The 26438-nt window shown below is 62.7% G+C and carries 27 protein-coding genes and 2 tRNA genes; 13 read left to right on the top strand and 16 right to left on the bottom strand.

Translation table 11 applies throughout. The annotated features are described in order from the left end of the window. Window positions 1–410: 410 nt before the first annotated feature. The 4 genes from AX760_RS08580 (at window position 411) to AX760_RS08565 (ending at window position 4391) form a co-directional block, all read left to right on the top strand. Window positions 411–1205 (top strand): phosphoadenylyl-sulfate reductase, encoded by a 795-nt coding sequence (locus tag AX760_RS08580; protein WP_071832349.1) that lies wholly within the window; start codon window positions 411–413, stop codon window positions 1203–1205. Window positions 1206–1249: 44 nt separating this feature from the next. Further along, window positions 1250–2203, top strand: coding sequence for a sulfate adenylyltransferase subunit CysD (cysD, locus tag AX760_RS08575; RefSeq protein WP_071832350.1), 954 nt, complete (start codon window positions 1250–1252; stop codon window positions 2201–2203). Continuing rightward, window positions 2203–3702: a sulfate adenylyltransferase subunit CysN gene (gene cysN, locus AX760_RS08570; RefSeq protein ID WP_071832351.1), complete on the top strand. Its 1500-nt coding sequence runs from the start codon at window positions 2203–2205 to the stop codon at window positions 3700–3702. Before cysD ends, cysN begins: the two co-directional genes overlap by 1 nt. Before the next feature lie 122 nt (window positions 3703–3824). After that, complete coding sequence (locus AX760_RS08565) at window positions 3825–4391, top strand: NUDIX domain-containing protein (RefSeq protein WP_071832352.1); 567 nt, start codon at window positions 3825–3827, stop codon at window positions 4389–4391. 68 nt (window positions 4392–4459) lie between these two features. Here AX760_RS08565 and AX760_RS28150 read toward each other — a convergent pair whose 3' ends face one another. The 5 genes from AX760_RS28150 to AX760_RS08540 all read right to left on the bottom strand — a co-directional run bounded on the left by AX760_RS28150 (window position 4460) and on the right by AX760_RS08540 (window position 6599). Continuing rightward, a complete protein-coding gene (locus AX760_RS28150) occupies window positions 4460–4660 on the bottom strand; it encodes an LbetaH domain-containing protein (protein WP_425348827.1) in 201 nt (66 codons plus the stop codon). A gap of 153 nt (window positions 4661–4813) precedes the next feature. Beyond that, a complete protein-coding gene (locus AX760_RS08555; protein WP_071832354.1) occupies window positions 4814–5026 on the bottom strand; it encodes a hypothetical protein in 213 nt (70 codons plus the stop codon). Window positions 5027–5126: 100 nt separating this feature from the next. Beyond that, on the bottom strand, window positions 5127–5372 hold the full coding sequence (locus AX760_RS08550) for a hypothetical protein (RefSeq protein WP_071832355.1): 246 nt from the start codon (window positions 5370–5372) through the stop codon (window positions 5127–5129). Between the two features lie 24 nt (window positions 5373–5396). Beyond that, window positions 5397–5642, bottom strand: a complete 246-nt coding sequence (locus AX760_RS08545; RefSeq protein WP_071832356.1) for a DUF982 domain-containing protein — start codon at window positions 5640–5642, stop codon at window positions 5397–5399. Between the two features lie 156 nt (window positions 5643–5798). Beyond that, window positions 5799–6599, bottom strand: coding sequence for a S1/P1 nuclease (locus AX760_RS08540; RefSeq protein ID WP_071832357.1), 801 nt, complete (start codon window positions 6597–6599; stop codon window positions 5799–5801). Window positions 6600–6967: 368 nt separating this feature from the next. On the opposite strand from AX760_RS08540, the gene AX760_RS08535 reads away from it, so the two are divergent. Then, the gene (locus AX760_RS08535) at window positions 6968–8005 is read left to right on the top strand and encodes a capsular polysaccharide export protein, LipB/KpsS family (protein WP_071832448.1); all 1038 of its coding nucleotides are present in this window, start codon (window positions 6968–6970) and stop codon (window positions 8003–8005) included. A 105-nt stretch (window positions 8006–8110) separates the two neighbouring features. On the opposite strand, the gene AX760_RS08530 is transcribed toward AX760_RS08535, so the two are convergent. Continuing rightward, window positions 8111–8187, bottom strand: a tRNA-Pro gene (locus AX760_RS08530). A gap of 457 nt (window positions 8188–8644) precedes the next feature. Here AX760_RS08530 and AX760_RS08525 point away from each other — a divergent pair. Next, window positions 8645–9040, top strand: coding sequence for a hypothetical protein (locus AX760_RS08525; RefSeq protein ID WP_071832358.1), 396 nt, complete (start codon window positions 8645–8647; stop codon window positions 9038–9040). A 120-nt stretch (window positions 9041–9160) separates the two neighbouring features. Here AX760_RS08525 and AX760_RS08520 read toward each other — a convergent pair whose 3' ends face one another. Then, on the bottom strand, window positions 9161–9835 hold the full coding sequence (locus AX760_RS08520) for a DUF2161 domain-containing phosphodiesterase (RefSeq protein WP_071832449.1): 675 nt from the start codon (window positions 9833–9835) through the stop codon (window positions 9161–9163). Window positions 9836–9934: 99 nt separating this feature from the next. After that, window positions 9935–10915, bottom strand: a complete 981-nt coding sequence (locus AX760_RS08515; protein ID WP_245294963.1) for a D-alanyl-D-alanine carboxypeptidase family protein — start codon at window positions 10913–10915, stop codon at window positions 9935–9937. Window positions 10916–11451: 536 nt separating this feature from the next. On the opposite strand from AX760_RS08515, the gene AX760_RS08510 reads away from it, so the two are divergent. Further along, complete coding sequence (locus AX760_RS08510) at window positions 11452–11811, top strand: HNH endonuclease (RefSeq protein WP_071832359.1); 360 nt, start codon at window positions 11452–11454, stop codon at window positions 11809–11811. Window positions 11812–11877: 66 nt separating this feature from the next. Here the strand turns inward: AX760_RS08510 and AX760_RS08505 are convergent, their stop codons facing one another. Together AX760_RS08505 and AX760_RS08500 are read right to left on the bottom strand one after the other, a co-directional pair. Then, a complete protein-coding gene (locus AX760_RS08505) occupies window positions 11878–12108 on the bottom strand; it encodes a hypothetical protein (RefSeq protein ID WP_071832360.1) in 231 nt (76 codons plus the stop codon). Between the two features lie 197 nt (window positions 12109–12305). Continuing rightward, a tRNA-Gln gene (locus AX760_RS08500) sits at window positions 12306–12379 on the bottom strand. 302 nt (window positions 12380–12681) lie between these two features. Here AX760_RS08500 and AX760_RS08495 point away from each other — a divergent pair. The 5 genes from AX760_RS08495 (at window position 12682) to AX760_RS08470 (ending at window position 15835) form a co-directional block, all read left to right on the top strand. Continuing rightward, complete coding sequence (locus tag AX760_RS08495; protein WP_071832361.1) at window positions 12682–12834, top strand: entericidin; 153 nt, start codon at window positions 12682–12684, stop codon at window positions 12832–12834. Between the two features lie 142 nt (window positions 12835–12976). Then, the gene (locus AX760_RS08490) at window positions 12977–13273 is read left to right on the top strand and encodes a cupin domain-containing protein (RefSeq protein WP_071832362.1); all 297 of its coding nucleotides are present in this window, start codon (window positions 12977–12979) and stop codon (window positions 13271–13273) included. Between the two features lie 17 nt (window positions 13274–13290). Continuing rightward, complete coding sequence (locus tag AX760_RS08485; protein WP_071832363.1) at window positions 13291–14214, top strand: MBL fold metallo-hydrolase; 924 nt, start codon at window positions 13291–13293, stop codon at window positions 14212–14214. Continuing rightward, window positions 14211–14669 carry a thiol-disulfide oxidoreductase DCC family protein gene (locus AX760_RS08480; protein WP_071832364.1) on the top strand — a complete coding sequence of 153 codons (459 nt, stop codon included), beginning with the start codon at window positions 14211–14213 and terminating at the stop codon, window positions 14667–14669. Before AX760_RS08485 ends, AX760_RS08480 begins: the two co-directional genes overlap by 4 nt. A gap of 269 nt (window positions 14670–14938) precedes the next feature. Then, the gene (locus tag AX760_RS08470) at window positions 14939–15835 is read left to right on the top strand and encodes a LysR substrate-binding domain-containing protein (protein ID WP_071832366.1); all 897 of its coding nucleotides are present in this window, start codon (window positions 14939–14941) and stop codon (window positions 15833–15835) included. A 69-nt stretch (window positions 15836–15904) separates the two neighbouring features. Here AX760_RS08470 and AX760_RS08465 read toward each other — a convergent pair whose 3' ends face one another. Beyond that, window positions 15905–16813 (bottom strand): DUF1499 domain-containing protein, encoded by a 909-nt coding sequence (locus AX760_RS08465; RefSeq protein WP_071832367.1) that lies wholly within the window; start codon window positions 16811–16813, stop codon window positions 15905–15907. Window positions 16814–17062: 249 nt separating this feature from the next. Here AX760_RS08465 and AX760_RS08460 point away from each other — a divergent pair, with 249 nt between their 5' ends. Further along, a complete protein-coding gene (locus AX760_RS08460) occupies window positions 17063–17488 on the top strand; it encodes a hypothetical protein (RefSeq protein ID WP_071832451.1) in 426 nt (141 codons plus the stop codon). 83 nt (window positions 17489–17571) lie between these two features. On the opposite strand, the gene AX760_RS08455 is transcribed toward AX760_RS08460, so the two are convergent. The 5 genes from AX760_RS08455 to smc all read right to left on the bottom strand — a co-directional run bounded on the left by AX760_RS08455 (window position 17572) and on the right by smc (window position 26279). After that, on the bottom strand, window positions 17572–17766 hold the full coding sequence (locus tag AX760_RS08455) for a type II toxin-antitoxin system HicA family toxin (protein WP_071832368.1): 195 nt from the start codon (window positions 17764–17766) through the stop codon (window positions 17572–17574). Between the two features lie 6 nt (window positions 17767–17772). Continuing rightward, a complete protein-coding gene (locus AX760_RS08450; RefSeq protein WP_071832369.1) occupies window positions 17773–18015 on the bottom strand; it encodes a DUF1902 domain-containing protein in 243 nt (80 codons plus the stop codon). A gap of 71 nt (window positions 18016–18086) precedes the next feature. After that, window positions 18087–20753 (bottom strand): pyruvate, phosphate dikinase, encoded by a 2667-nt coding sequence (ppdK, locus tag AX760_RS08445; protein WP_071832370.1) that lies wholly within the window; start codon window positions 20751–20753, stop codon window positions 18087–18089. Window positions 20754–20965: 212 nt separating this feature from the next. Then, entirely contained in the window at window positions 20966–22594 is a 1629-nt protein-coding gene (locus AX760_RS08440; RefSeq protein ID WP_087149187.1) for a diguanylate cyclase domain-containing protein, read from the bottom strand. Window positions 22595–22817: 223 nt separating this feature from the next. Next, entirely contained in the window at window positions 22818–26279 is a 3462-nt protein-coding gene (gene smc, locus AX760_RS08435) for a chromosome segregation protein SMC (protein ID WP_071832372.1), read from the bottom strand. Window positions 26280–26438: the final 159 nt, after the last annotated feature.

Raw genomic sequence — 26438 nt, 5'->3', positions numbered from 1 at the left:
TGATTATCTTTATCATATTTATTTCGAAACATCTCCCCCGCTGAGATTTCGATCGTGCGGCAGCGACAGCTCCGCTTCCAGCAGCACATTCGATCGGGGGACGCCGGAAACGGCCGACTTGCCTTGATGACCCCTGCCCCGGATACTGATGGCGATGCCTGGGCAGGCGGGCGACGCGGTCACGGGTTGCGGTTTGCGGGTTAGACAGAGGCAGGCGATGCAAGGTCTGGCTCGGACCAAAGACGAACCCGGCTCGAAAGCCCATAGTAATCTACTAAATTACTAGTTTTTCCGCCATTTTTGATGAAGTGAGAGACATTTGCTCTGATCCCGCAGCAATTGAAATCCGTTTTTCTGTCTTTTGTCACACTGGGCTGCGATATTCCGCGACAACCAGACAGGATTCCGCAATGACGTCCCTATCTCTTGAAAGCACTGTCGAAACGCTGAACCAGCAACTCGCCGGCCTCGACCTGACCGGTCGGCTGGCGCTTGTCGCTGATCTCGAGGGCAAGGCGGTGTTCACCACCAGCCTCGGCATCGAGGACCAGGTGATCACGGCAGCGATCGGCAAAGGCCCGTTCGGCATCGAGGTCTCGACGCTCGAAACCGGCCGGCTGTTTAACGAAACCGTGGCGCTGATCGACAGGACCGAGGAAACCTACGGCATCCTCATCAAGCGCTTCTATCCCGAGCAGACCGACATCGACGCCTATGCCGCCACCTACGGCCTGAACGGCTTTTACGACAGCGTCGAAGCCCGGCATGCCTGTTGTGGCTTTCGCAAGCTGAAGCCGCTTGCGAAAGCACTCGAAGGCGCAACCTACTGGATCACCGGTCTTCGCCGTGGACAGTCGGGCGCGCGCGCTGAGACGCCGTTTGCGGAATTCGATGCCGACCGCAACCTGATCAAGATCAATCCGCTGGCCGACTGGAGCATCGAGACGATCCAGGCGCATGTCGCCTCGGAAGCGATCCCGGTCAATCCACTGCACCAGCGCGGCTATCCCTCGATCGGCTGCGAACCCTGCACCCGCGCCATCAAGCCCGGCGAACCGGAACGCGCCGGCCGCTGGTGGTGGGAAAACGACGAAAAACGCGAATGCGGCCTGCACGTCCCCGAAGCCGCTTCGTCCACCCTTCCGCAATCCACCACCCTGGCCAGCGATCTGGCCACCCCCCTGGCAAGCAGCATCGCGCGATAACCGCGCAGCGCCGCCCCTGACACTGATTTTCCCGGAGCACTGAAATGTCCCCCATCCATCCGGAAACGGAACTGCACAATCCGCAGAGCACGAAAATTCCGCTCGACCCGCATCTAAAGGCGCTGGAAAACGAAGCGATCCACATTTTCCGCGAAGTCGCAGCCGAGTTCGACAATCCGGTCATGCTCTATTCGATCGGCAAGGATTCGTCCGTCCTCCTGCATCTGGCGCGCAAGGCCTTCTATCCGGGCCGCGTGCCGTTTCCGCTTTTGCACGTCAATACGGGCTGGAAATTCCCGGAGATGATCGACTTTCGCGATGCGCTGATGAAGGAATATGATCTCGACCTGATCGAGCATAAAAATCCACGCGGTGCGGCCGAAACCATCACGCCGTTCACGCATGGCTCGGCGCTTTACACCGACATCATGAAGACCGAGGCGCTGCGCCAGGCCCTGGATGCAGGCGGCTATGATGCCGCCTTCGGCGGCGCGCGCCGCGACGAGGAAGCCAGCCGCGCCAAGGAGCGCATCTATTCGTTCCGCACGCCCGACCACAAATGGGACCCGCGCAACCAGCGCCCGGAACTCTGGAACGTGTATAACGGCATGATTAGAAAGGGGGAGAGCGTGCGCGCCTTCCCGCTGTCGAACTGGACCGAAGTCGATATCTGGCGCTACATCCAGGCGGAAGATATCCCGCTGGTGCCACTCTATTACGCCAAGCCGCGCAAGTTCGTCGATCGCGACGGCATGCTGGTCTGGGCCGAGGATCCGCGCTTCGAACCGCTGCCCGGCGAACAGGTGCAGGAAGGCATGCTGCGCTTCCGCACGCTCGGCTGCTGGCCGCTGACCGGCGGTATCCGCTCCACAGCCACGACGCTCGACGAGGTGATCGCCGAGCTTGAAATCGCCACCGTCTCCGAACGCCAGGGCCGCGCTATCGACCGCGACCAGTCCGGATCGATGGAAAAGAAAAAACGCGAAGGATATTTCTGATGACCGTTTCCGCAGTTGCCGCCGCGCCAGCCCCTCTCTCGGCCGCCCACGCCGCAGCGCCGCATGCAGAGCCCGTTCATGCCGGACGCGATACGCGTCCGCTGCGCCTGATCACCTGCGGCAGCGTCGATGACGGCAAGTCGACGCTGATCGGCCGCCTGCTCTGGGACACCAAGGCCGTCAAGGAAGACCAGGCAGCGACGCTTCACCGCGACAGTGGCAAGCAGAACGATCTCGGCCTGCCCGATTTCGCGCTTCTGCTCGATGGTCTGCAGGCCGAACGCGAACAGGGCATCACCATCGATGTCGCCTATCGCTATTTCGCCACAGACAAGCGCTCCTTCATCGTTGCCGACACGCCCGGCCATGAGCAGTACACCCGCAACATGGCAACCGGCGCATCGACCGCCGATCTCGCCATCCTGCTGGTCGACGCACGCGTCGGCATGCTCGAACAGACCCGCCGCCACGCCACGATCGCCTCGCTGATGGGGATCAAGCAGTTCGTTCTGGCCGTCAACAAGATCGACCTGACCGGCTATGACCGTGCCCGCTTCGACCAGATCAGCCATGAATTCCGCGAACTGGCGCTGTCGCTCGGCGTGCGCCAGATCACCGCAATCCCGGTGTCGGCGCTGAAGGGCGAAAACGTCGTCTATGACGGCAAGGCCTCGATGCCCTGGTATGACGGCCAGACGCTGGTCGAAGTGCTGGAACTGGCCACAGTGCGCTCGTCGCAGACCGTCGGCTTCCGCCTGCCGGTGCAGCGCGTCTCGCGTCCGGGCGAAAGTTTCCGCGGCTATCAGGGCACGGTTGCCGGCGGCTCGGTCAAGCCAGGCGACAGCGTCATCATCCTGCCGTCCGGCATGGTCGCCAATGTCACCAAGATCGTCACCTTCGATCTGGTGCGCAACGCAGCCGTTGCCGGCGACGCCATCACGCTGGTGCTTGATCGCCAGGTGGACGTGTCGCGCGGCGACATGATCGTTTCGATCGACAGCCAGCCGCAGACCGGCCTTGCCTTCGACGCGCATCTCGTGGCGCTGCAGTCCGACGGCATCCAGCCTTCCAAGCGCTACTGGCTGAAGAGCGGCTCGCGCCGCCAGCGCGTCACCGTCGAGCCGGCAAGCCAGCTGGATCTCAAGAGCGGCAAGTGGAACCCGGCGCAGTCGCTGCCGATGAATGCCATCGGCAAGGTGCATCTGGCCTTCGACGAACAGGCGATCTTTGACAGCTACGAGCAGAACCGCACGACGGGCGCCTTCATCCTGATCGACCCAGACACGAACAACACGGTGGCCGGCGGCATGATCACCGGCCGGCGCTCGTCGCTATCGGGCATCCACACCGAAGACAGCCGCGTCATCCTCTCGCTGCCGGCCGATCTTGCCGACCAGCTTCTGGCCAGCGAACTCTTCGCCAGCCGCCGCGAGGAGATCGAACTGCGCCGCGTCAACGCCGGCCGCGCCGCCGAAATTTTTGATGGCATCGACGGCTGATCCGGGAAAATCCGGACTTGAAAAAGTCGAACGGGAAAAGGGGTCGCTTGCGGCCCCTTTTTGTTGCGTATGGGGCAATAAGGGCTAGATTGCGCGGAGTTTGAGCCTTGCCGGAGTATCGAATGCCGCTGATCACGATCGAGAAAGCCGAGAAATTCTATGATGGCTGGAGCAAATGTTACCTCCTGCATCTTCTCGACCGGCAGGGCCGGCGGCGAACCTACCAGATCGAAGATCACGGAGCGGTTGCCAGTGTCCTGCCCTACGACCCGGAACGCAAGGTCGCGATCCTAGTCTATCAGGTCCGTCCACCACTGATCTTCGCCGGAGAGACAGAGCGGCTGTATGAGGCTCCGGCCGGTGTAATCGAAACGGAAGGTGCCGAGGAATGCGCACGTCGCGAAGCACTCGAGGAAGCCGGCGTTGCCGTTACCACGCTTGAATATCTCGGAAGTTTTTGGGCTGCCCCTGGTATTTCGACGGAGCGCTCCAGCATTTACCTTGCACCCTACAGCATAGCCGATCGCGTCACCGAAGGCGGCGGACTGGCAGCCGAGCACGAAGACATAGAAGTGCACGAATTGCCGCTTTCACAACTCGCCGAGATGGCTGACAGTTTCCAGATCAGCTGCATGAAAACCTTCGTCGCAATTCAAGCCCTGCGGCAGCGGCGGCCGGAGTTGTTCTGAGGCGGAAAACGGGCGATCATCAGCCGACGTGTAGCGCATGGAATGTTTGTGACATTCCCACTTGTCCTTCATCTCCGCAGAGAGTGAAGCCGATGGATCACCTCGCTTGAAAAGCGGTAGCGAATGGCCTTCGCTGGCACGCCACCGACAATTGCGTAAGCCGGAACATTCTTCGTAACCACGGAGCCGGCAGCGATGATAGCCCCATCGCCGGCGGTGGTTCCAGACAGGACAATCGCATTTGTGCCGATCCACACGTCATTGTCGATGCGGGCTTTTGGTTTACCGCTGTTCGGCGGAAACCGCTGTTTTTTCTGCTCTTCCGGCGAAATCCAGGCATCTGCTCGCCGCTGAAATGGGTGTGGCGATAGCCAATCGGTTGGGTGCTGCCCGTCGCCAATACAAACTCCAGGAACGATGGATCAATAGCGCCCAATGCTTTCTGTCCGGTCTGCGACCCGGCAAACAAAACGCACATAGCTGTAAGCAGCGATAGAACCTTTGAAAAAGAGGCGGCCAGCAACCCTGACCGGTGCCTCCAAGATCACTAACGACGTCTTGTCCACGGAGGTTTGCGGATTAATGACGATTTGCCTTGTGGCTGCAGACACGATCGTCGGCGTGTCGAATTTCATCAGGACAACTTTTGTTCGAAGGCTGATTTTCCACTACCTCAACTGATCGCGAAGATCGAGCCCAGCATACAACGATCTTACATCATCAAAGACCGGCCGATCACGTCTCCGCTGCCTCGGCAATCGCCTTCAGCACGGCCAGATCGCGGGTCTTGAGATCCTCTGCATCAAGGTCATGTTTGCCGCGAAACCAGTCCATGGCGATGGCAAGCGCCTCGGCGAAGGGCGATGGATAGCCACCGAGACCCAGCACCCATTCGCGCACCGTCTCGCGCTCCATCCGGCCGGCGGCGTAGCGGCCATGGATGCTCTGCACCGAGGCGATCAGGTCGTCGATCTTTTTCATGCGATGTTCCCATGGTGCTGCAGCTTAGTCCTGGACATGGATCTCGGCCTCCGCTGCAGCCGCAAGGAAGGCCTTGCGTGCGTCTTCGGACGGTTTCTTGCCTTCGGCCACGGCCGCGCAGAGATCCAGCGCCCGGGTCAGCAGCGGGGCATCGTCGAGCGGCCAGTCCTCGATCATCGCCCAGGATGCCTCGACGGTGTTGGTGATCGTCGTATATTTTCCCGGTCCTTCGAGGGCGAGCGTGACGCTCTTGCTCCAGGGTTTGTCCATGATCTTCGGCCTTTTCGTTCAGACTTGTCCGGTTCAGACTGGAACCGTTAGAGGGATGCCTGTTCAGCCGTGGCGTGGCGACATGCGCGTTGTCTTAGCCGCAAATGCTGCCCGATTGCCAGCGGCAACATCCCGGCTTTTGCCGCACGCTCGCATTTATCGGAAATTTTCATTCAGAAGCCGCGCCAGTCTCAGGCCAGCCTGTTTCAGGCGCAACCGGACGACAGGCCAGTTGTCCAGGGCGTAGGTTGCCGGCAACTGAACCGTGCCATCGACACGCCAACCGCGCAACGGCGGGAAGACCTGATCGCGCGCAATGTTCCGGCCTTCCAGCGCCCAGTCGACGGGCGTGCCTCGAGTGCTCACCTTGAGTCGACGATCGGCGTCGATCAGGCCGGCCAGCGTATGGGCATTCATGTCCTGCGCCCGGATAATGCCGACATCCCAGACCCAGTGCAGCTTGCGCTTCCTGGCCTCGGAGACGACGCGTTCCTCACCCGTATCGGCGCTGGCATGCAGCGGCTGATGCAGGTCGCCGATGAAATGCACCAGATATTTCAGCGCCGCCATGCGCGCCGCAGTCGGCGCTTCGGGGTCCGCCAGCGTTACAGTTGATGCCTCTATCGCGGCCAGCACACAGCGGTCCTTCGGGCATGCCATCGCTGGATCATAGGGTTTGTGGTCAAGCGGGATGCGCACGGTATGCAGCGGCTGGACCGGTATCTTCAGGCTGCGGACGTCGTCGGCCCACATGGCGACATCGGCCATCGACGCCTTTCCCTCGCTATCCAGCAGGATCGACACAGCCTCCCGTGCCACCGGCGTCAGATGCCGCTCGGCAATCAATGCGACGACACGATGCCCGGTCGTGCCCCAGGCAAAGGCGCTATCGATGCCGGTGCATGTCCAGAGCGAAAGACACGCGACGACGATAAGGATGAGGCGTCTGAACTGCAAATGAACTTCCTTTTTCAACGCATCGGTAGGCGCGAATGGCTGCTTTGTCGAGCGCTTCGCGGGCAATTTGGAGCCAACGGCCCGTCTTTTCGGGCTTGCCGAGCGCCCCTCAACCGGCAAGCCGCAGCCTTGTCGCGCGTTCCACCCTTGTCTCGCCTGTGCCGTTCGATTATCGGTAGGCCTTGCGTGGCAGCCATCTTGAGATCGGATGCACCATTGCAGCGTTACCGGCACTGGACACGGGTTACAGGCACGGGGAAACCAAGATGAATCCAGCAAATCCGCTCCAGGTTTTCAAGGCGCTTTATCTCTATGCGCGGCTTGCCTTCGTGCGCCCTACACTGCTTTCGCGGCCAAGGGCCCATGTCATGGGTCTGCGGCCCTGGAAGGACCACGTCGGCTACTGGCTTTCCGGCGAAGATGTCGTGCGGCGGGAAAGATGGTTTTTCCTCTGGCAGTTCTTCACCCTGGTCGCGCCGCAGGCGCTCGCCGCGCGGCCGTCGAAAATCTATGTCTGGGGCTATAAATATCCGCGCCTGATCGAGCCGTTCTGCCGGTTCTGGAACATCCCGATCGTGCGGATCGAAGACGGGTTCCTGCGCTCGGTGGCGCTCGGCGCGACAAAGGCGCCGCCGCTGTCGCTCTGCTTCGACACGTCGTCGATGTATTTTGACGCGACCATGGCCTCGGACATGGAAAAGATCATCGAGAACCATGATTTCAGTGCCGATCCGGCGCTTCTTGCGCGGGGCAAGGCCGGCATGGACAGGCTCATTCTGTCCCGCCTGTCGAAGTACAATATGGGCGGCACTGTCGACATTGCCGCGATCTACGGCCCGAAACACCGCAAGCGCGTGCTTGTCGTCGGGCAGGTCGAGGGTGATGCCTCGATCATCAAGGGGTGCAGCCGGCGGATCGACAACAACGACCTGGTGGCGATCGCCGCCAAGGAGAACCCCGATGCGCAGATCATCTACAAGCCGCATCCGGAAGTGCTGCACCGCACCCGTCGCGGCCAGTCCGACCCGGACAAGGTGCGCGCCATCGCCATGGTTCTCGACCGCGACCTGTCGCTGTCCGACGCCTTCGAGACGGTCGATCATGTCTACACGATCACATCGCTGGCCGGCTTCGAGGCTCTGATCCGGGGCATCCGGGTCACCTGCCTGGGCATGCCCTTCTATGCCGGCTGGGGCGCCACCGATGACCGCCAGCCCTGCCCGCGCCGCACCGCCAGACGAAGCGTCGTCGAGATCTTCACGGCCGCCTATATCCTCTATCCGAAATACTTCGACCCGGCGCGCCGGGCGCAGATCAGCTTCGAGGAGGCGCTCGATCTGCTCGCCAGCATGAAAGATAAGGCTGGGGCTCACGGGAAACAGAAACACGGGACCACACGGGTCTGAAAACGGTCCAGCCGTATCCGCCACGCAATGTTTTCGGCGCAGTGTTAAAGCCTGCAAAAAGCAGCCACACGGGGATGGATCTAAGAAAATTTTCGGGGATCAAGCTGGTCGGAGTGAGAGGATTCGAACCTCCGACCCCGTCGTCCCGAACGACGTGCGCTACCAGGCTGCGCTACACTCCGTGACCAGCGGCGCCTCTATAGAACAGCATTTTCCTTTCCACAAGCGGCAAACGACAAAAACCGGACGGCTGTCTTGAAAACTTGCCGCAGCGCCTGGATCCGCTTGCGGAAACCCCTGTTTTCGCGGGTGAAATCGCTTTCGCAGGGTAAACCGACGCTTCGCCGAGGCCGGCCGCTGCAAGACCCGGCACAGGCGAGGATGTCTGGCGGGGACTGGCTCGGATCTGTACACCCGGCGCGTCAAGCGGGGCAACGTTGGTGGCGTGAAGGTTGCAGTGCATGCCCCCTGCCGGGGTCTTTCGGCAACGCTTGCCAAATTATCGCGCTATAAGTCAGACAGCCGATTTTCTTTCGCCGCATTTAGCGCTAGACGCAGGACCGGAAGCCCTGAAAACGTGCGCGTTGCGCGTTTTTGCGCCGGCGCTGTTTTAGAACGAAAACCCTTGGGGATGACGACATGAATTTCCGCCTGATGACCGTAGCCGGCCTTGCGCTGGCACTTGCCGGATGCACCACCGTGGGACCGGCGACAAACGCCGTCGAAGCCCGCTGGAACGGCCAGCCGGCCGGCATCTTTTTCGCCAAGTTCGGCCCGCCGATATCGGATGTCGAAAGCGGCAGCTCCACGGTCTACGCCTGGAAGGGCGGCTACAAGACGCGCCGCACACCGGCCGAATATGCCAAGACATCGGACGGCAAGCGCGGCAAGAAGATCGCCAATGCCCGCACGGAATATCTGAGCTGCTCGGTCCAGCTGACGGTTTCGGCCGACTATGTGATCCGCTCGATCCGCGTGGCCGGCAGCAATTCCGACTGGTGCACGCAATTCCTGACATCAGACAAGGCAAAGTAGGACCGGGTTTCGGCCGCGCGAGAACACCTGCAACCCAGCAGGGAAACCGGCTGCGGACAAACTGACCATCGGCGACGGCCGGTGGTTCTGCCCGCCGCAAATCACGTCAGAGTTTGCGGATCACGGCCCCTCGCCCGGCATTCCATCCGTCTGCGGCCAGCGCTGCAGCGCCTCGCGACCGGCATCCGTCAGTCCGTAGACGCCCCTTTCGTGCCGCTCAAACCAGCCATAGACATTCGACAGCAGCAGCTTGCCGGCGTCCGGCATGGTGGTTTTGACATCGCGCACCCGCAGCGGACCACAGGCGAGCGCTGCCGCACAGCCCAGCGCCTGCTGGCGATAGGCCGTCATCAGCGGCACGCGCGTGCTGCCGCCAAGGGCAGGGTCACCGCGCCTTTTCTGGTGTTCGCGCAGGATCCGCGAGCGTCGTTTCGGATTGGTCCGCGGCATCGGCGTCACGGAGCCGACAAGAATGCTCACCTCGCCGCGATCGGAAATGCCGAGCATGCCGATGCCGAGCCGCCGGCAAAGGTCGCGGTAGCGTTTGTCGGCTTCCCGTCCCCTGCCCTTGGCCGAGACTTTCGCGGCGATCCAGACTTCATCGGCAAGGGCGGCCCTGTCGACGGCCTGCAGGATGAGCTCCAGGTTGAAGCTCAGTTTCAGTTCGCAGATCACGACCACCGGCGGATCGCCGTCACTGAGGCCGACAAGATCGCAGCCGCCGACTTCGCCTTTGACGACATAGCCTGCCGTCTCGAGAAAGGATTTTACGGGCAGATAAAGGGATGTTTCCATGAGATTGCGCATCAAGCCTGAGAATCATTTCGCAACCATACAGGCATGGCGCCCGGCGATCACCGCCTGTCGTGACCGGAAAGCCGGCAGTTGTTTCGATCAGGAGGGACGCTGGCGGGGGACGGGCACGTCAACGGCATTGTCATCGGGCCAGGTCCGGATGGCGTGGACCGCTTCGGGCAGCGTATCGCGCAGGTAGGTTTCATGGCCCGGCAGGCCCATCGGGTAAAGCGCGTCGCGGCTCGCCTCATAGGCGGCGCTCTGGTCCGTGCAGAGGCGGACGCGCATGTCCTGCGGTGCCACATCCGGGCGATTTTGCACAGCGTCCACAGGACCTGCTGCAGGCAGCCTGCCGTCGAAGGCCTGGGTCAGATATTGCGCGGCGCGTTCATTGCGTTCGCGCTCCGTGGTGGCGCCGAGAAGCACGACCATCACACGTTTGCCATTGCGCGTGGCAAGGCCGACATAATTGCGCCCGGAGGCACAGAGGAAACCGGTCTTCATGCCGATCGTTCCGCTGAAACGGGTGAGCAACGCATTGTTGGACTTGATCGGCTTGCCGTCGATGGTGACGGCGGATGCCTGGAAGAAGCGGCGATACTCCGGGAACAGGCGGTCCACTTCAAGCCCGAGGATGGCGAGGTCGCGCGCGGTCGAGACAGTGGTCTTGTCGAACAGGCCGTTCGGACTGGAAAAATGCGTGGCCGTCATGCCGAGACGCGCTGCCGCCGTGTTCATGCGCTGAACGAAGCTCGCTTCATCGGAGGCCACCGCTTCGGCAAGCGCCACCGCCACGTCATTGGCCGAGGCGGTGAGCGCGGCAAACAGCGCATCTTCAAGGGTCATGGTCCGCCCGAAGGTGAGCCCTGATTCCAGGAAAGCCTGTTTCGTCGCGTTGCGCGTCATCATGACCGGCGTATTCAGGGTGACGTCACCGGAGCGCAGCGCTTCGAACACCACGAGCGCCGTCATCAGCTTTGTCGTCGAGGCCGGATACCAGGGCACGCCAGCCTCTTCCTGATAGAGCACCTGGCGACTTGCGGCATCGACAACGAGAACAGGCGTCGCATTGGCAGGCACACTGAAAAGAAGGGATGCCAGGAACAGCCCCAGCCCGACTGATGGCGTCAGTCCGGGTGATCCCGGTCTTTGTGATCCCGGTCCCGCTAATCCCGGTCCTGCTAATCCCGGTCTTTGGGATCGTCCGGCCAATTTGGCTCTGGTCATAAGCCAGTCTCCTGGAAAATTGTCCTCATGGCATGCAGCGCCGTGCGGTACAAGCAGATGCGACGCTTTCGCCCGGCAGCGCCAGCCGTTTGATCACCCGTCGCCGCAGAGGCAAACTATTTCTGCATGGATCGCATGGCAAGGCCAGTCTCAAGCCAGGTATCTAGGACAGGCGCGACAAACGTCCATGGCGGCCGGGGGATCGCATGCGGGCGTTAGCGCGCGCTCAAACATCCGGCCTGCAGGATGGATTTGGGCGCGCCGGGCAAAGTGCGATCGGGGACCGCATTGCTCCCGGTCGAAAGACCCGGTATCAGTCGGAAAGACCGGATTGATCGAATGGTTTCCATGCCCGTCCGGCACAGCGTGAAAAGATCGACCGAGGACCTATGGCCCGCAAGAACAGAGACGACGCGTCTTCATGGGATACGGAAACGGACCCTGAGCCCGTGCTGTGCCCGGTCTGCGCACGCGTGATCCCGGATGATCAACAGGACGCCCATCATCTGGTGCCGAAGAGCAAGGGGGGCAAGAAAACCGTTTGCCTGCACCGGATCTGCCACGACCAGATCCATGCGACATTTACGGATGCCCAACTCGCCAAGAAATTCTCGACGATCGAGGCCATTCTCGAGGACCCTGCCATGCAGACATTCGTGGCCTGGGTCAAAGGCAAACATCCCGGCTTTTCCGACTCGGCCAAGCCCTCACGGGATGCGTCCGGTTCCGGCCGGGGGCGCAAACGGTAACCGTGCAAAACCTCCGCAGGAGGCCGAAATCTACCACGTCTACCTCTCTTGCTGCCGCAACAGACCTCAGGCCGTGAACTTGACGGTCACACCACGCTGCCGAAAATAGGCCTGCATGAGCTTCCGGCCGGACCGGTTGCTGTGCACCAGCCTCGCCGGATCGAATACGGCCTCTTTCAAACCTGCCCGCGCCAAAGCCGCCTTGAGCGTCGCGATATGCGTGTCGATGTCGGCATTGTCAGCGTGAATCGAATCATAAATCCGGTTTGTTGCATCTTCTACGGTCGGGTCGCTCACTCTTGCACTCCTGAAGTTATTGGACGGGCGCTTGCCAGATTTTTCGGCTTGACCCTATCGGGGTGAAAAATGCGCAAGTCAAGGGGATGGAGGATCGCAACGTTGCACCACTTCTCCTACAAAGACCAAGGCCCATCCCTTCCATCGTGAAAGCGAAAGAGCTGGAAATTTGGATTCCTGGCTTGAAAATGCGTGCGTGGCTGGGGCGCCTGGATTCGAACCAGGGGTGCCGGTACCAAAAACCAGTGCCTTACCGCTTGGCTACGCCCCAACGCTTGGCGCGCTGCAGAGCACCGGGCCAAATCAAGAGCGGTTTAGCAAAGCTCGCCGCGAGCGACAACGGTTAAGTTGGTCCTTGCGCGAATTTCCTCAGATGTTTTGTAGACCGGGCAAACAGGGGGTGCCGGTCGCCATATTAGCATCGCCCTGCGGGCAGGTTTCCACGGGCAATTGTTTTCGCGAAGCACCGGGGCAACCGTCTGCGCGACAAACCAGCGGTTTTTTTAGACGCGGATATTGATACAGTCGCGGCCGGGCACATGTTCGAAGGATTGTTGCCAAGGAGAGTCTCTCATGAAGATGTTCGTCGTCGCTGCCGCCTGCCTTTCGCTCTTCGCCCTGTCCGGTTGCGGCAATACCGCGAGAGGTTTGAAGCAGGACGGCGTCCAGAGCAGCAACGCCCTCGACAATGCCTCACGCCGGATCGCCAACGCGAACACAAACTGAGAGGAGCGGCTTGATGAAGCCGCTCGCCGCGAGGCTTTGCGCTCTTCGCCCACGGTGTTGAAAGAACGCGGGGCCGATCGTGGAGCCCCATTCCGGTCGGCAGCTTTCTGCGTTACGGTCGCTTCGGAAACCGGAGAGCCCCATGAGCCAGTATCGCGCCCGCCCGCCTGCCAAACCAACCGTTCTCCTGGACGATGCCGTGGTGCGCATTACCCGCTGGGATTTCGAGCCCGGCGCTGACACTGGCCATCACGTGCATGGCATGGGCTATGTCGTCGTGCCGATGACGGATTGCCAGTTCCTGCTGGAGGAGCCCGATGGCGAGCGGCGGGTCGATATGGCAGCGGGCGCAGCCTATCGGCGCGAGGCCGGCGTCGAGCACAATGTCGTCAATGCCGGCCCGGAATTCATGTCCTTCATTGAAGTCGAGTACAAGTGAAGGGACGCCGCAAACGCATGGACGGTCCGGATTTCGACGTGGATTTCAAGCCGGCACACGGGCAGGCGGTGGCTGTCGCGCCCAATGTTCAGCGCATCACCGTCAACAATCCCGGCCCCTTCACCTTCCACGGCACCAACAGCTACATCGTCGGCGATCGCTCCGTCTGCGTGATCGATCCGGGGCCTGAAGACGAGGCGCATTTCCAGGCGCTGATGGCAGCCCTTGCCGGCCGCACGGTCACCCATATCGCCGTCAGCCACACGCATCGCGACCACTCGCCGCTTTCGCGCCGGCTGAAGGCGGCAACGGGCGCGCTGGTGGTGGCCGAAGGGGCGCACCGGGCGTCGCGGCCGCTGCATGCGGGCGAGATCAACCCCTTTGCCGAAAGCGCCGACATGGATTTTGTGCCCGACCGGAGGCTGTCAGACGGTGAAACGATCGAGGGCGACGGCTGGGCGCTAACGGCCCTGATGACGCCCGGCCACACCGCCAACCATGCGGCCTTTGCGCTGGAGGGCACCGGCACGGTATTTTCCGCCGATCACGTGATGGCCTGGGCAACCAGCATTGTTGCGCCGCCGGATGGGGCGATGGCCGATTACATGGCTTCGCTGGAGGCACTTTTGTCGCGCGACGACCGGCTCTATCTGCCCGGCCATGGCGGGCCGGTAAAGGAACCCGCCGCCTTCCTGCGCGGACTGCGCACCCATCGCCGCATGCGCGAGCGTGCGGTGCTGGAGCGGGTGCGGGCCGGCGATACGGCAATCCCGGACATGGTCCGGACCATCTATGCCTCGACGGATATCCGCCTGCATGGCGCAGCCGCCCTTTCGGTTCTGGCGCATCTCGAAGACCTCGTCGAGCGCGGGCAGGTGGAAACCGACGGACCGCCAGCGCTGATGGGGCAATACCGGATGGCACCGGGCGGCGCCACATGACGGGCCTGCGCGGCGCCTACAGCTACCGCGACGACCCCGCCGTTCCGCCCTTCGACGACAGCCACGCCATTCTCGTCTTCGACGGCGAATGCCTCGTCTGCTCGGGCTGGGTGAATGTCGTGCTGCGCCATGATCGTGCCGGGCGCTTCCGGTTTCTGACCGCGCAGTCACCGCTTGGCGAAGCCCTCTATCGCCATTACGGGCTGGAGACGCGAAACTATGAGACCAACATCCTGATCGAGCACGGCTGCGCCTTCTTCAAGTCGGAGGGGGCGATCCGCATGGCGGCAGGGCTCGGTTATCCCTTCAAACTGTCCCCTGCCCTGCGCATCCTGCCGCGACGGCTCCGCGATGCGCTCTATGACCTTGTGGCGCGCAACCGCTACCGCATCGCAGGGCGACGCGACCGCTGCTACGTGCCGACCGCCGAGCACACAAGCCGGTTTCTGGGATGAACGAAGACCGCCTTCATATCCATGCGTCAATATCTGGGTGGTGGCCGTTCACGCATCCAGATGCGGTTGTCTCCGCGGCTGCAAGGATCGCGCCTGCCGACACTTCGGTACTGAAAGGTCAACAACAGCATCACGTCCATCATCAGAATGAGGAGCGACTTCATGGTGATCATATCCTTCGGTGCGGTCTTTCGTAAGAACAGTTGGCACCTCTTGCCGCCTTCGCACAAACGAGCTTATCGTCGTCTCGTCATAAGTTGAGGTTATCCATGAAACGCGGACGTTTGCCTTTGACGGCGCTGCGCAGCTTCGAGTCCGCCGGTCGCCTGTTGAGCTTCACCCTGGCCGCAGAAGAACTGTTCGTGTCGCAAGCGGCAATCAGCCGACAGGTGCGCGACCTCGAAAGGCTGCTCGGAAAACCGCTCTTCAACCGCCACGCCCGCCGCGTCACCCTCACAGCCCATGGTATTGACCTGCTGGAGACGCTGACGCAGGCCTTCGACCGGATCGACACCCGTCTGGACGAAATCCGTGGCAGGGAGATTGAACCCCTGCTGACCGTCAACGCCGAACCCGGCTTTGCCGCCTGTTGGCTCGTTCCGCATCTGGCCGAGTTCAGAAAGCTGCACGCGGGTATCGACGTCTCTGTCGAATCCGACGCCCGGTTGATCGAGTTCCGGACGCAGGACGCGGAATTGGCAATACGCTACAGCCTCAACGCCACATCCTGGCCGCGCACCCAGGCGAAATGCCTCCTTGCGACCAAGATCGCGCCGGTTCTGGCGCCCATGCTCGAAACGGCAGCGGCGATTACCTCGCCGCGCGATCTTGTATCGCAAACGCTGTTGCATGAAGACGATCGTGATTGCTGGGAACGCTGGTTTGGAGCAGCAGGCCTGGCGGTCGAGGCCGGCATGGGACGCGGGCCAATATTCGCAGATGGTGGCCTTGTCCTGCAGGCGGCGCTGCGGGGACATGGCGTCATGCTTGCCGATCCGCTCCTTGCGCATGAAGAAATCCAAGCGGGACGCTTGAAACAGGCGCCCGGTCCGGCGATCGACAATGGCGCCTATTGGCTCGTTGCCCGCGATTTTGACCAGCTTTCAGCCGCCGCACGTGCCTTTGTCGTCTGGATCCAGGCGCGTCTCGCGCAACCGCATGCGTAACTTGGCGGGTCTCAAAAGGCAGACGCACGGGGGCGAGAGACTGTCTGCGTCCTGACGAGCGATTGCGCCCTATCCTCCGGCAATGCCCAGAAGTTCGGCGTCCAGGCTTTTCAGAAAACTGTCGGCGTAGGCGGCACCCTGGCCGAGATCATGGGGGCCGTAGCGGGAGGCGACGCGCAGGTCGACAAGCGTGGTTTCCGCCTCTTCCCGCAGCCGGATCAGCACATCGAAGCGCAGGCCGATGATCAGCGTGCGCCACTCACCCTGCAGCAGAACATCGCTTTGACGCCGGCCCGGCGGCCTGTCGCCCGGCACGATCATATCCGGTCGCGACAGGGGAATGGGGACGCTGTCCGGTTCGCTGTCGACGGGTCCGGTTTCCGGCTTGACGACCATGTCCTCGAGGTCCGCTCTGGTGTTTTCGACCCCTTCTTCGGCGGCGATCGCCACACCGGTCTTATCGATGACATTGCGCACGCCCTGATAGACGCGGTCGAGCGCGCCGTCATAGCGCCGCCCCGTGAGGCCCGGATAGGCGGCCCGCTGCGCGGCGCGATCTTCGACTGTCACCTCTGCTGCACGCCGCAGCCAGCCCTGCGCGGCATCCGGCGGGATGATCCAGGAGGGGGGCGCCTGCGTGTCGGTGGTGACGTCATAGATGGCGGGACGGGAAAAATAGGCGGCGAGTTCGACGCCGGCAAAACCGAGCGGCCCGGCCGCATAGACCAGCGCCATGAAGGCGGCGATGCCGCCGACGGCCGCAACCTGCCAGAGCCGGACGAAACCGATAATGGCAAGCGCGACGGCCAAGAGCGCCAGACCGGCGGATACCGCGCACAGCGCCAGAAAATGCGGCGTCGTCAACGGACCGAAGCGGTGGGCGAGCAGGGCCACGGCCAAAAAGCCGAAGGAGAAACGGGCAAGGTGCCTTGCCCAGACGGCCGTCTGCGAGATCGGGCGCTCGTACTTGATCATCATGAACCGGAATCAGTCCCTTCTCACGCGCTGGCTGTCTTGTGTTTAAAGCGGAAAACAGAGCGAGGGAACAGGCAAACGCATGCGACGCCCGATCCTCGGACGCTGCGCGACGCCGCAAATTCGCCATTCTCGTTCAGCAAGTGTGACAAACGGGGGTTATCACCCATGCTGTCGGCCAACCGGCGCATGTCTTGTCAGGATCGCGGAGCGCATGTCGGAGACGACGTGCAGCGCGCAAGGAGTTCGATCATGCTGTCATTCGACGCGACCACCCCCTCTGGCACCCCTTCAGCCACTCAGGCAGGCACTCAGGCAGGCACCGCGCAGCCCGCCATCACGACGGCCGAACCCGGCCTGCCGATGGAACTCATCGAACTCGAACTGTCGCTGGACGGCTTCACGGCCGGCGCTGCGGGCTTTTCGGCGCATATGCGCGCTGCCGTTGCGGGCATTGGCGGGGCATTCCTGTTCGAACTGCCGGCATCCGGCCTGATCGCCAATTGCGACCGGATCGCCGTGTTGCGCCTGCGCGAGGGCGGCGGCAGCGCGATGACGACGATCTTTGCCTGCCTCGAACGCGATGGCGCAACCATCCGCATCGAACGGCCCAGTGAGGCCACGGCCGGCCTTGCAAATTTCGCCGATGCCTTCGTGGATGTGCTGGAACGGATCTGACGGGCTGGGATGGTCGTGGGTCGGTACCCGGTTTATCTGACCTGCCATCCAACATTCATAGGTCGCTGAAACGGCTCGAACATTTAAAATGCTTTCGGGAGACCGGCCTGTTTGAGTGTTTCATTGGCGGTGTGCCGCGACTTCATGCCGTGATCGACAGTGAAGTGACGCTTTGCGATCGGGCTGAACCAGATCTCGTGATCGCCTTTTCCGGATCTGACATAGTAGCAGCCCGCCTTCGTCAACAACTCCTTGAGTTCCCTCAGATAGCTTGCCATCGATGATCAGAAATGCGGATTGGGGACACGGGCGAGATGTTCCGACATGATGTGAACCGGAATCTCCTTCAGGTCGGATGAAATCTCGTTCAGTTCGAGCAGATCGGCGATGGCAGCCAAGATCTTCGGCTCAAGTTGCTCCATCGTAGCCGCTTCAAGCGCCAATCCGCCGATATCCGAACTTGATGCGACCCAGACATTGGCCTCGTCATCCCAGGCGGCGCGAACTGTTATGGATCCGTGTTTCATAGGACCTTCCCAATGATTGTCGAAAAAACGTAAAATATGGCGTTGTTCGAGTCAATTTTCAGTATCACCCCTCATCCCCCACCATTGATCGCCGCCTGTGCGGCCGCCAGCCGTGCGATCGGGACGCGGAAGGGCGAGCAGGAGACATAGTCGAGCCCGGTCTGCTCGCAAAAGCGGATCGAGGCGGGATCGCCGCCATGTTCGCCGCAGATCCCGAGCTTCAGGCCGTTCTTGGTGCGACGGCCGCGTTCTGCAGCAATCTGGATCAACTCTCCGACACCATCGAAATCGAGCGAGACGAAGGGGTCCTGCTCGACGATGCCCTTCTGGATATAGGTATTGAGGAACTGCGCCGCGTCATCGCGCGAGATGCCGAAAGTCGTCTGTGTCAGGTCATTGGTGCCGAAGGAGAAAAAATCGGCGCTTTCGGCAATCACATGGGCGCGAAGGGCTGCGCGCGGCAGTTCGATCATCGTGCCTACCAGATATTCGATCTCGATGCCGGCTTCGCCGATCACCTCTTTCGCAACGGCGTCGATGCAGGCCTTGACGTAATCCAGTTCGGATTTCAGCCCGACCAGCGGCACCATGATCTCGGGCACGACCGGCGCACCGGTTTCGCGCGCCGCCTCGACGGCCGCTTCGAAGATGGCGCGGGCCTGCATCTCGCAGATTTCCGGGTAGGAAATCGCCAGCCGGCAGCCGCGATGGCCCAGCATCGGATTGAACTCGTGCAGCGCATCGACACGCTGGCGCAAGTCCGCCGGGTTCATGCCGAGAACGCCGGCGACATCGGCAATCTCCTCGTCGGTCTTCGGCAGGAATTCATGCAGCGGCGGATCGAGCAGCCGGATGGTCACGGGAAGCCCGTGCATGATCGAGAACAACTCGGCGAAATCGGACCGCTGCATCGGCAGGAGCTTGTCGAGCGCAATGCGGCGACCGGCTTCGTCCGCGGCCAGGATCATTTCGCGCATGACGTTGATGCGCTCGCCCTCGAAGAACATGTGCTCGGTGCGGCAAAGCCCGATGCCTTCGGCGCCGAAGGAACGGGCAGCGCGCGCGTCGGCCGGGGTTTCGGCATTGGTGCGCACCGTCATGCGCCGGCTCTTGTCGGCCCATTCCATGATCCTGCCGAAATCGCCGGACAGTTCCGGCTGCAGCATCGGGATCTCGCCCTTCAGCACCTGGCCGGAGGAGCCATCGATGGTGATCACGTCGCCCTTCTTCAGGGTCATGCCGGCGGCGATCAGCAGTTCGTTGCGCAGGTCGACGCGGATATTGCCGGCACCGGAAACGCAGGGGATGCCCATGCCGCGGGCCACGACCGCCGCATGGCTGGTCATGCCACCACGCGAGGTCAAAATGCCTTCGGCCGCATGCATGCCGTGAATGTCCTCCGGGCTGGTCTCGACCCGCACCAGGATGACCTTGCGGCCTTCCTTCTCGGCCAGGACGGCCTCCTCCGAGGTGAAGACGATCTCGCCGGTGGCAGCGCCCGGCGACGCCGGCAGGCCGGAGCCGATGATGTCGCGCCGGGCCCGCGGGTCGATCGTTGGATGCAGCAACTGGTCGAGCGAGGCCGGATCGATGCGGGTGACGGCCTGGTGGCGGGTGATCAGCCCGGCTTCGGCCATGTCGACGGCGATCTTCAGCGCCGCCTTTGCGGTGCGCTTGCCGGACCGCGTCTGCAGCATCCAGAGCGTACCGCGCTCGATGGTGAATTCGAGATCCTGCATGTCCTTGTAGTGCCGCTCCAGCGTCTCGCAGATCGTGCAGAACTGCTCGAAGGCCTCCGGCATCAGCTTTTCCAGCGACGGCTTGTCGGAGCCGGAGGCAAGCCTCGATGCCTCGGTGATGTTCTGCGGCGTGCGGATGCCGGCCACGACATCTTCGCCTTGCGCGTTGACGAGGAATTCGCCGTAGAGTTCGTTTTCACCGGTCGAGGGATTGCGGGTGAAGGCGACGCCGGTGGCCGATGAATTGCCGAGATTGCCGAAGACCATGGCCTGGACGTTGACCGCAGTGCCCCATTCGGCCGGAATATTGTGCAGGTGGCGATAGGTGATGGCACGGGCATTCATCCAGCTGGCAAAAACGGCGCCGATCGCCCCCCAGAGCTGGACTTCCGGATCCTGCGGAAAGCTCTCGCCGAGTTCCTCTTCGATGGCGCGCTTGTAGAGCGAAATGACGTGCTGCCATTCGACGGCGGAGAGTTCGGTATCCTGCCCGTGCCCCAGACGGCCCTTCTCGTCCTCGAGGATTTCCTCGAAAATCTCATGGTCCAGCCCCATGACGACATCGCCATACATCTGGATGAAGCGGCGATAGCTGTCCCAGGCAAAACGTGCGTCGCCGGCATCATGGCCGAGCGCCTGCACGGAGTGGTCGTTGAGACCGAGATTGAGCACTGTGTCCATCATGCCGGGCATCGAGGCGCGCGCGCCGGAGCGGACAGAGAGCAGAAGCGGACGCTGGTTGTCGCCGAAAACGCGGCCGGTGATTTCCTCGATGCGGGTGATGCCAGCGCGGACCTGCGCCTTCAGGTCGTCGGGGATGCTGCGGCCATGGCTGTAATAACCGGCGCAGGCTTCCGTGATGATTGTCAGGCCGGGCGGCACCGGCAGGCCGAGATTGCACATCTCCGCAAGGTTCGCGCCCTTGCCTCCCAGAAGATCGCGATCAACCGCTGCACCCTCGGCTTTTCCGCCGCCGAAGGTATAAACCCACTTGGTCATGCCTCGTCTCCACCCCTTCAGTTCATCGTCGACGCTACAGTATACCGTGCCGGTTGAAAATGCACCGGGTTTATGCTGCATCGCACCAGAATGAGCTGTTATTGCTGCGCTGCGCAATAAATCCCGGTGTCGGCGTGCGCAACAGGTCTGGCCCGCTCTCGCCGGGGGGGGATGGTGAGATGCGGTCTGCAAACGGGCGGTAAAATGTTCCCTCAGACTTGGGAACGGCTGTGGCGCCAGGTGTTCTTGCCTTCGGCCTTGGCCTGATACAGAGCCGTATCGGCTGCGCTCATCAGCCCGTCAGGGTCAGAGCCGTTCGCCGGCGAGACGGCAATGCCGATGCTGGCACTGATATCGATCCTGTCATCGGCGATGCTGAAGGGCTGGCTGAGCGCCTGGATGCAGCGCTTCGCCACCGCCTCCGCATTGGCTGCAGACGCATGCTGGAGGATGGCGAATTCGTCTCCGCCCAAGCGGGCCACCAGATCCCCCTCACCTAGAACACCGGTCAGCCGCTCTGCAACCTGCTTCAGCACGCTGTCGCCGGTGGCATGGCCAAATGTATCGTTGACGGGCTTGAAACCATCGAGATCAAGGTAGTGCACCGCCACCTCCTCGCCGCTCAGCATGGCCGCAACGAGCGCAGCTTCCAGCGCCTGGCGAAACCGCATGCGGTTGGGAAGTCCGGTCAGCGCATCGTGATGGGCCAGATGCGTCGCATGGGCTTCCGCCTGAACCCGATCGCTGACATCGGCGATCGTCAGCAGCAGGTGCCGATTGGCGCCCTCGTTGAGGAAGCGGACATAGATGAGCACGTGGCGCTCCTCGCCAGCGGCCGTGCGATGTCGCCAGACTGTGCGCGATTCACTGTCGCCATCGATATCGACAATCGCCTTGCCAAAACGCGCGCCCTCGTCGGCGACATGCAGGTCGGTCACGGCTTTGCCCAGAAGTTCGTCACGACTGAAGCCATAAAGCGCGATGGCCGCCTGGTTGAGGTCAATGATATCCAGCGTGTCCAGGGCGCAGAGCATCATCGGCATGGGATTGGCATCGAAAAGCTGGCGCATGGAGTCTTCGCGACGCTTCAGGTCGGTGATATCGATGCGCATACCGATCGCGCCGCCATCAGGGGTGCGGCGGTCGTCATGGCGCAGCCAGCGCCCATCGCGCAACATCTGCTCCTCTTGCGACACCGGCAATGCATGCTTGGCCATGCGTTGCTCGAGCCAATGATCGCCATCCTCAACCTTTTCCGGCATTTCACCACTGTCGAGACTGATGCGCAGAATGTCCCGGAAGGATATTCCAGGGCGCAGATGCGCGGCGATTTCCGGATAGAGATCGGCATACCTGGCATTCCAGAGCACGTATTTGTCTTCGGCGTCGAAGACGCAGACCGCCAGCGGCAGCATGTCGATGATGAAGCCGAGGCGCCGATGGGCGGCTTCGGCTTCGGCCAGAACCTGCTCTCTCTGGCGCTCGAGTTCCAGTCGCATATGGTCGAGCGCCTGTTCGTCGATCAGGTCTCGGATCACGACACCGGTCAGGCTTGCCCCCTCACGGTCCCAGCGCACAATGGACAGTTCGACCGGGATGGCGCTGCCGTCGTGGCGCAACAGCACCGTCTCGCGCCGGTACGATTGGGCCTGCGTCGCAGACAGGGCATGCCATTGCGGCAGCAGTCGCGACACCGGCGTGCGCGTCAGCGGCCCCGGACCGGCAATGGCCAGCACGGCCTCATTGGCAAAAAGGATGACACCACCGGCATTGACGCACAGCGACGCGGACGGAACCGCTCCGAGAAACACCTGTGCATCTGCGCTTGTGAAATCCGTCAATTCGCATCTCCGGCACCGCACGCCCACGACGTGATCGGCGCAGACTGCAACAAGAACAACAAGATTGCGTTACCGGTGTGGCGCGCACCGTATGCCGCTGACCGCCGGCCAGGGGGCGTGTCCAGCGCGTGGGAGGACCCTGCGCCATCGACCGGCCGCGACGCCGCCGCCAGAAATTATAGAGGCATGTAAATCAGGGGTGCCAGATAGCGACCGTCAAGCCTCAAACCGCCTCTCGCAGCCGCTCTGCGGTCTGCAGGTCGACAGAGACCAGCTGGCTGACACCCTGTTCGCCCATGGTGACGCCGAACAGGCGGTTCATGCGGGCCATGGTGATCGGGTTATGGGTGATGATCACGAAACGGGTTTCGGTCGAAGCCGCCATCTCGTCCATCAGGTTGCAATAGCGCTCGACATTGTGGTCGTCGAGCGGTGCATCGACTTCGTCGAGCACGCAGATCGGCGCCGGATTGGTGAGGAAGACCGCAAAGATCAGCGCCATCGCCGTCAACGCCTGTTCGCCCCCGGACAGAAGCGTCATCGTCTGCGGCTTCTTGCCGGGCGGGCGGGCGAGGATTTCGAGGCCGGCATCGAGCGGGTCCTCGCTTTCGATCAGCTGCAGTTCGGCCGTGCCACCGCCGAACAGATGGGTGAACAGCCGCTGGAACTGGACATTGACGATGTCGAAGGCGGCCAGCAGCCGTTCGCGACCCTCGCGGTTGAGGCTCTGGATCGCGGCGCGCAGCTTGCGGATGGCGTCGATCACGTCCTCGCGCTCCTTGATCAGCGCCGCAAGCTTGTCCGACAGTTCCTTCTGCTCCTCCTCGGCGCGCAGGTTGACGGCGCCCAGCCGCTCGCGCTCGATCTTCAACCGCTCAAGCTCGCGTTCGATGGCGCGTATGTCAGGAAGGTCCTGATCGACGGCAAGGCCGGTCAGCCGCATCACCTCGTGCGGGGCGCAGTTCAGCGTCTGGCGGATCGCCGCCTCGATCTCGACGCGTTTTTCGCGCGCTGACACAAGACGTTCTTCAGCGCGACCACGCTTTTCACGGACCTCTGCCAGTTGCGACAGGGCCGTTGCGGCGTTCCTGTCAGCATCGCGCTGGCGATTTTCCGCCTCGGCCAGCCGGTCGGCGGCGGCACGGCGGGCAGTTTCCATCAGGGTCAGCTCCGTCATCAGAGCGCGGCGCTTTTCGTCGAATTCGTCCGGCGCATCCATCAGCGCCTCCACCTCGTCGCGCGCCTCGGCTTCGCGGTCGCGCAGCGTGGCGATGTGCTCGCCGGCGCTTTCGGCGCGGGTATTCCAGGTCTGGCGCTCTGCGGCAATTGCCGTCAGCCGGCGTTGCCGCGCCTCGTTTTCGCGGGCAAGGCCGTCATGGGCGGCGCGCGCTTCGGCGACGGCGGCGCGGTCCTGCGCCACCTCCAGCAGGACATGCCGGAGGCGCGTTTCGAGATCGGCGAGATCGGGCGCGTCATCGAGCGCTTCGCGGGCGCCCTCCATCTGCTCGGCAAGCTCTTCAAGCTGCAGTTCGAGCTGGCTGCGGGTTTCGGCCAGCACCGCGCGGCGGCGCACCAGATCACCGGAGGCGCGCTCTGCGGCCGCCAGCGCATCGCGGGCGTCCGTGACCTTGCGTACCATCATCCGCTGCGCGTCGCGCGCCTGGCGCAGACGCTCATCCTCGACCCGGATACCGGCTGCAGCCTTGGCAAGGGCGGTCTCGCACTGTTCCAGCTGGCGTTGCGCATCCTCGGCCTGCAGATCGAGCTCGGCCAGCCGGTTTCTCTGCGCAAGACGAAGCGCCGCCGCACTCGGGGCATCCGCACCGGTGACATGGCCGTCCCAGCGCCAGATGGCGCCGTCGCGCGTTACCAGGCGCTGGCCGGCCTGCAGCTGCGGCATCAAGGCCTCGGCTTCGGCATTGTCGGCAACGATGCCGACCTGATTGAGGGCACGCGCGAGTTCAGCCGGCGCGCGGACATGAGCGGCAAGCGCCGTTGTGCCGGCCGGCAGGGCAGCGTCCTTTGTCGGGCCCGGCATGCGCCAATAGGCGGGCGCTGTTGGATCGAGCGGCGAATCGAGATCGTCGCCCAGCGCCGCCCCCAGCGCCGTCTCAAAACCGCGATCGACCTTGATGTCGTCGACCACCGGTGGCGAGACGCCGGCCACCGTGGCTGCGTCCAGCATGCGCCGGATGGTGCGGGCTTCGGTTTCTATCCCGTTCAGCTCAGCCCGGGCGGCCTCAACCGGCGGGCGGGCGGACGCTTCCATCCGGCGTGCCGCAGCAAGCGCCTCCTCGACCAAAACGATAGCGGTATCCGCATCCTCCTGCGCAGCCTCGGCAGCCTCGACCTGTTCGCGCTTTTCCTCCGGATCCGGCAGCACGGCGATCTGGCGATCGAGGTTTTCGAGGTCGCGGCTCTGGTCTCCCAGCTGGCGGGCAAGACGCCCCTGCCGTTCGAGGAGATCGCGGATGGTCTTTTCCAGCTGGTTGCGACCGGCCTGCGCCTCGGCGCGTTCTGCCGTCAAAAGGCTCGACTGGCGCTCGCTTTCGACGAGTTTCTCGCTGACGTCGCCGAGCCGCTCCTGCGCTTCGACAGCCCGGTCGTCTGCCTCGGCCAGGGTCTCCAGAAGCGCTGCCTCCTCCTCTTCGAGGCGGGCGAGAATCCCGGCATTGTCGGCGATCATGCGTTCTTCGCGCAGGATGTCCTCGCCCAGCTGCGACAGGCGGCGCTGCAGCTCGTCGCGACGGCGCAGCGTGCGCCCGGCATCCTCTTCCAGCTGTGCCTTGGCGATCTGCATGCGCTGCAGGGCGGCGGCGACCCTTGCCTCCTCTTCGCGCAATTCCGGCAGCTTGAGGCTGGCAATGGCCTGCGCCTTCGCCGCTTCCATCTGATCCTGCGCTTTTTCGGCGACCAGCGAGGTGATCTGGTTCAGCTGGCTGTCGGCCTCGCCTTCGGCCTCTTTGGCCTGGACCCAGCGGATGTGCAGCAGCATTGCCTCGTGGCGGCGGATATCGGCCGAGAGCATCTTGAAACGGTTGGCCTGGCGGGCCTGGCGCTTCAGGCTCTCGATCTGACTCTCGAGCTGCGAGGTAACGTCGTCCAGCCGTTCGAGATTGGTCTCGGCGCCCTTCAAACGCAACTCGGCCTCGTGACGACGCGAATGCAGCCCGGATATTCCGGCGGCCTCTTCCAGCAATTGCCGCCTGGCTTGCGGTTTGGCCGCGATCAGCTCGCCGATCCGCCCCTGCCCGACCATGGAAGGCGAACGGGCGCCGGTCGAGGCATCGGCAAACAAGAGCTGCACATCCTTGGCGCGGGCTTCCTTGCCGTTGATGCGGTAGACCGAGCCGTTTTCCCGCTCGATCCGCCGCGTCACCTGGATCTCGTCGCTATCGTTGAAGGCGGCCGGTGCGGTGCGATCGCTGTTGTCGAGATAGAGCCCGACTTCGGCTGTGTTGCGCGCCGGACGGTTTCCGGATCCGGAAAAGATCACATCGTCCATGCCGGACGCGCGCATGTTCTTGTAGGAATTCTCGCCCATCACCCAGCGCAGCGCTTCGACGAGGTTCGACTTTCCGCAGCCGTTCGGCCCGACGACGCCTGTCAGTCCGCGCTCGATGACGAATTCGGTGGGCTCAACGAAGGACTTGAAGCCGAGCAGGCGAAGGCGGTTGAATTTCATGTTGGCCGGTCCCTCTTCTCTCCAACCGGGAGGAAGTGGTCCGCTGGGTCGGATGAGGAGGTGGTTCCGCGCACCTTGCTCGCCCTCATCGCCGCGCTCCGCCCCGTCCGCCTCCCCGTCGGGGTGAAGACGGAAAAACAAACGGGCGCACAGAGGCGC

The sequence above is a fragment of the Pararhizobium antarcticum genome (assembly GCF_001885585.1).
In the GTDB taxonomy this organism is placed as follows: domain Bacteria; phylum Pseudomonadota; class Alphaproteobacteria; order Rhizobiales; family Rhizobiaceae; genus Pararhizobium; species Pararhizobium antarcticum.
Note: the sequence above shows the minus strand (reverse complement) of the source record. Positions and strands in the feature narration are given on the sequence as shown.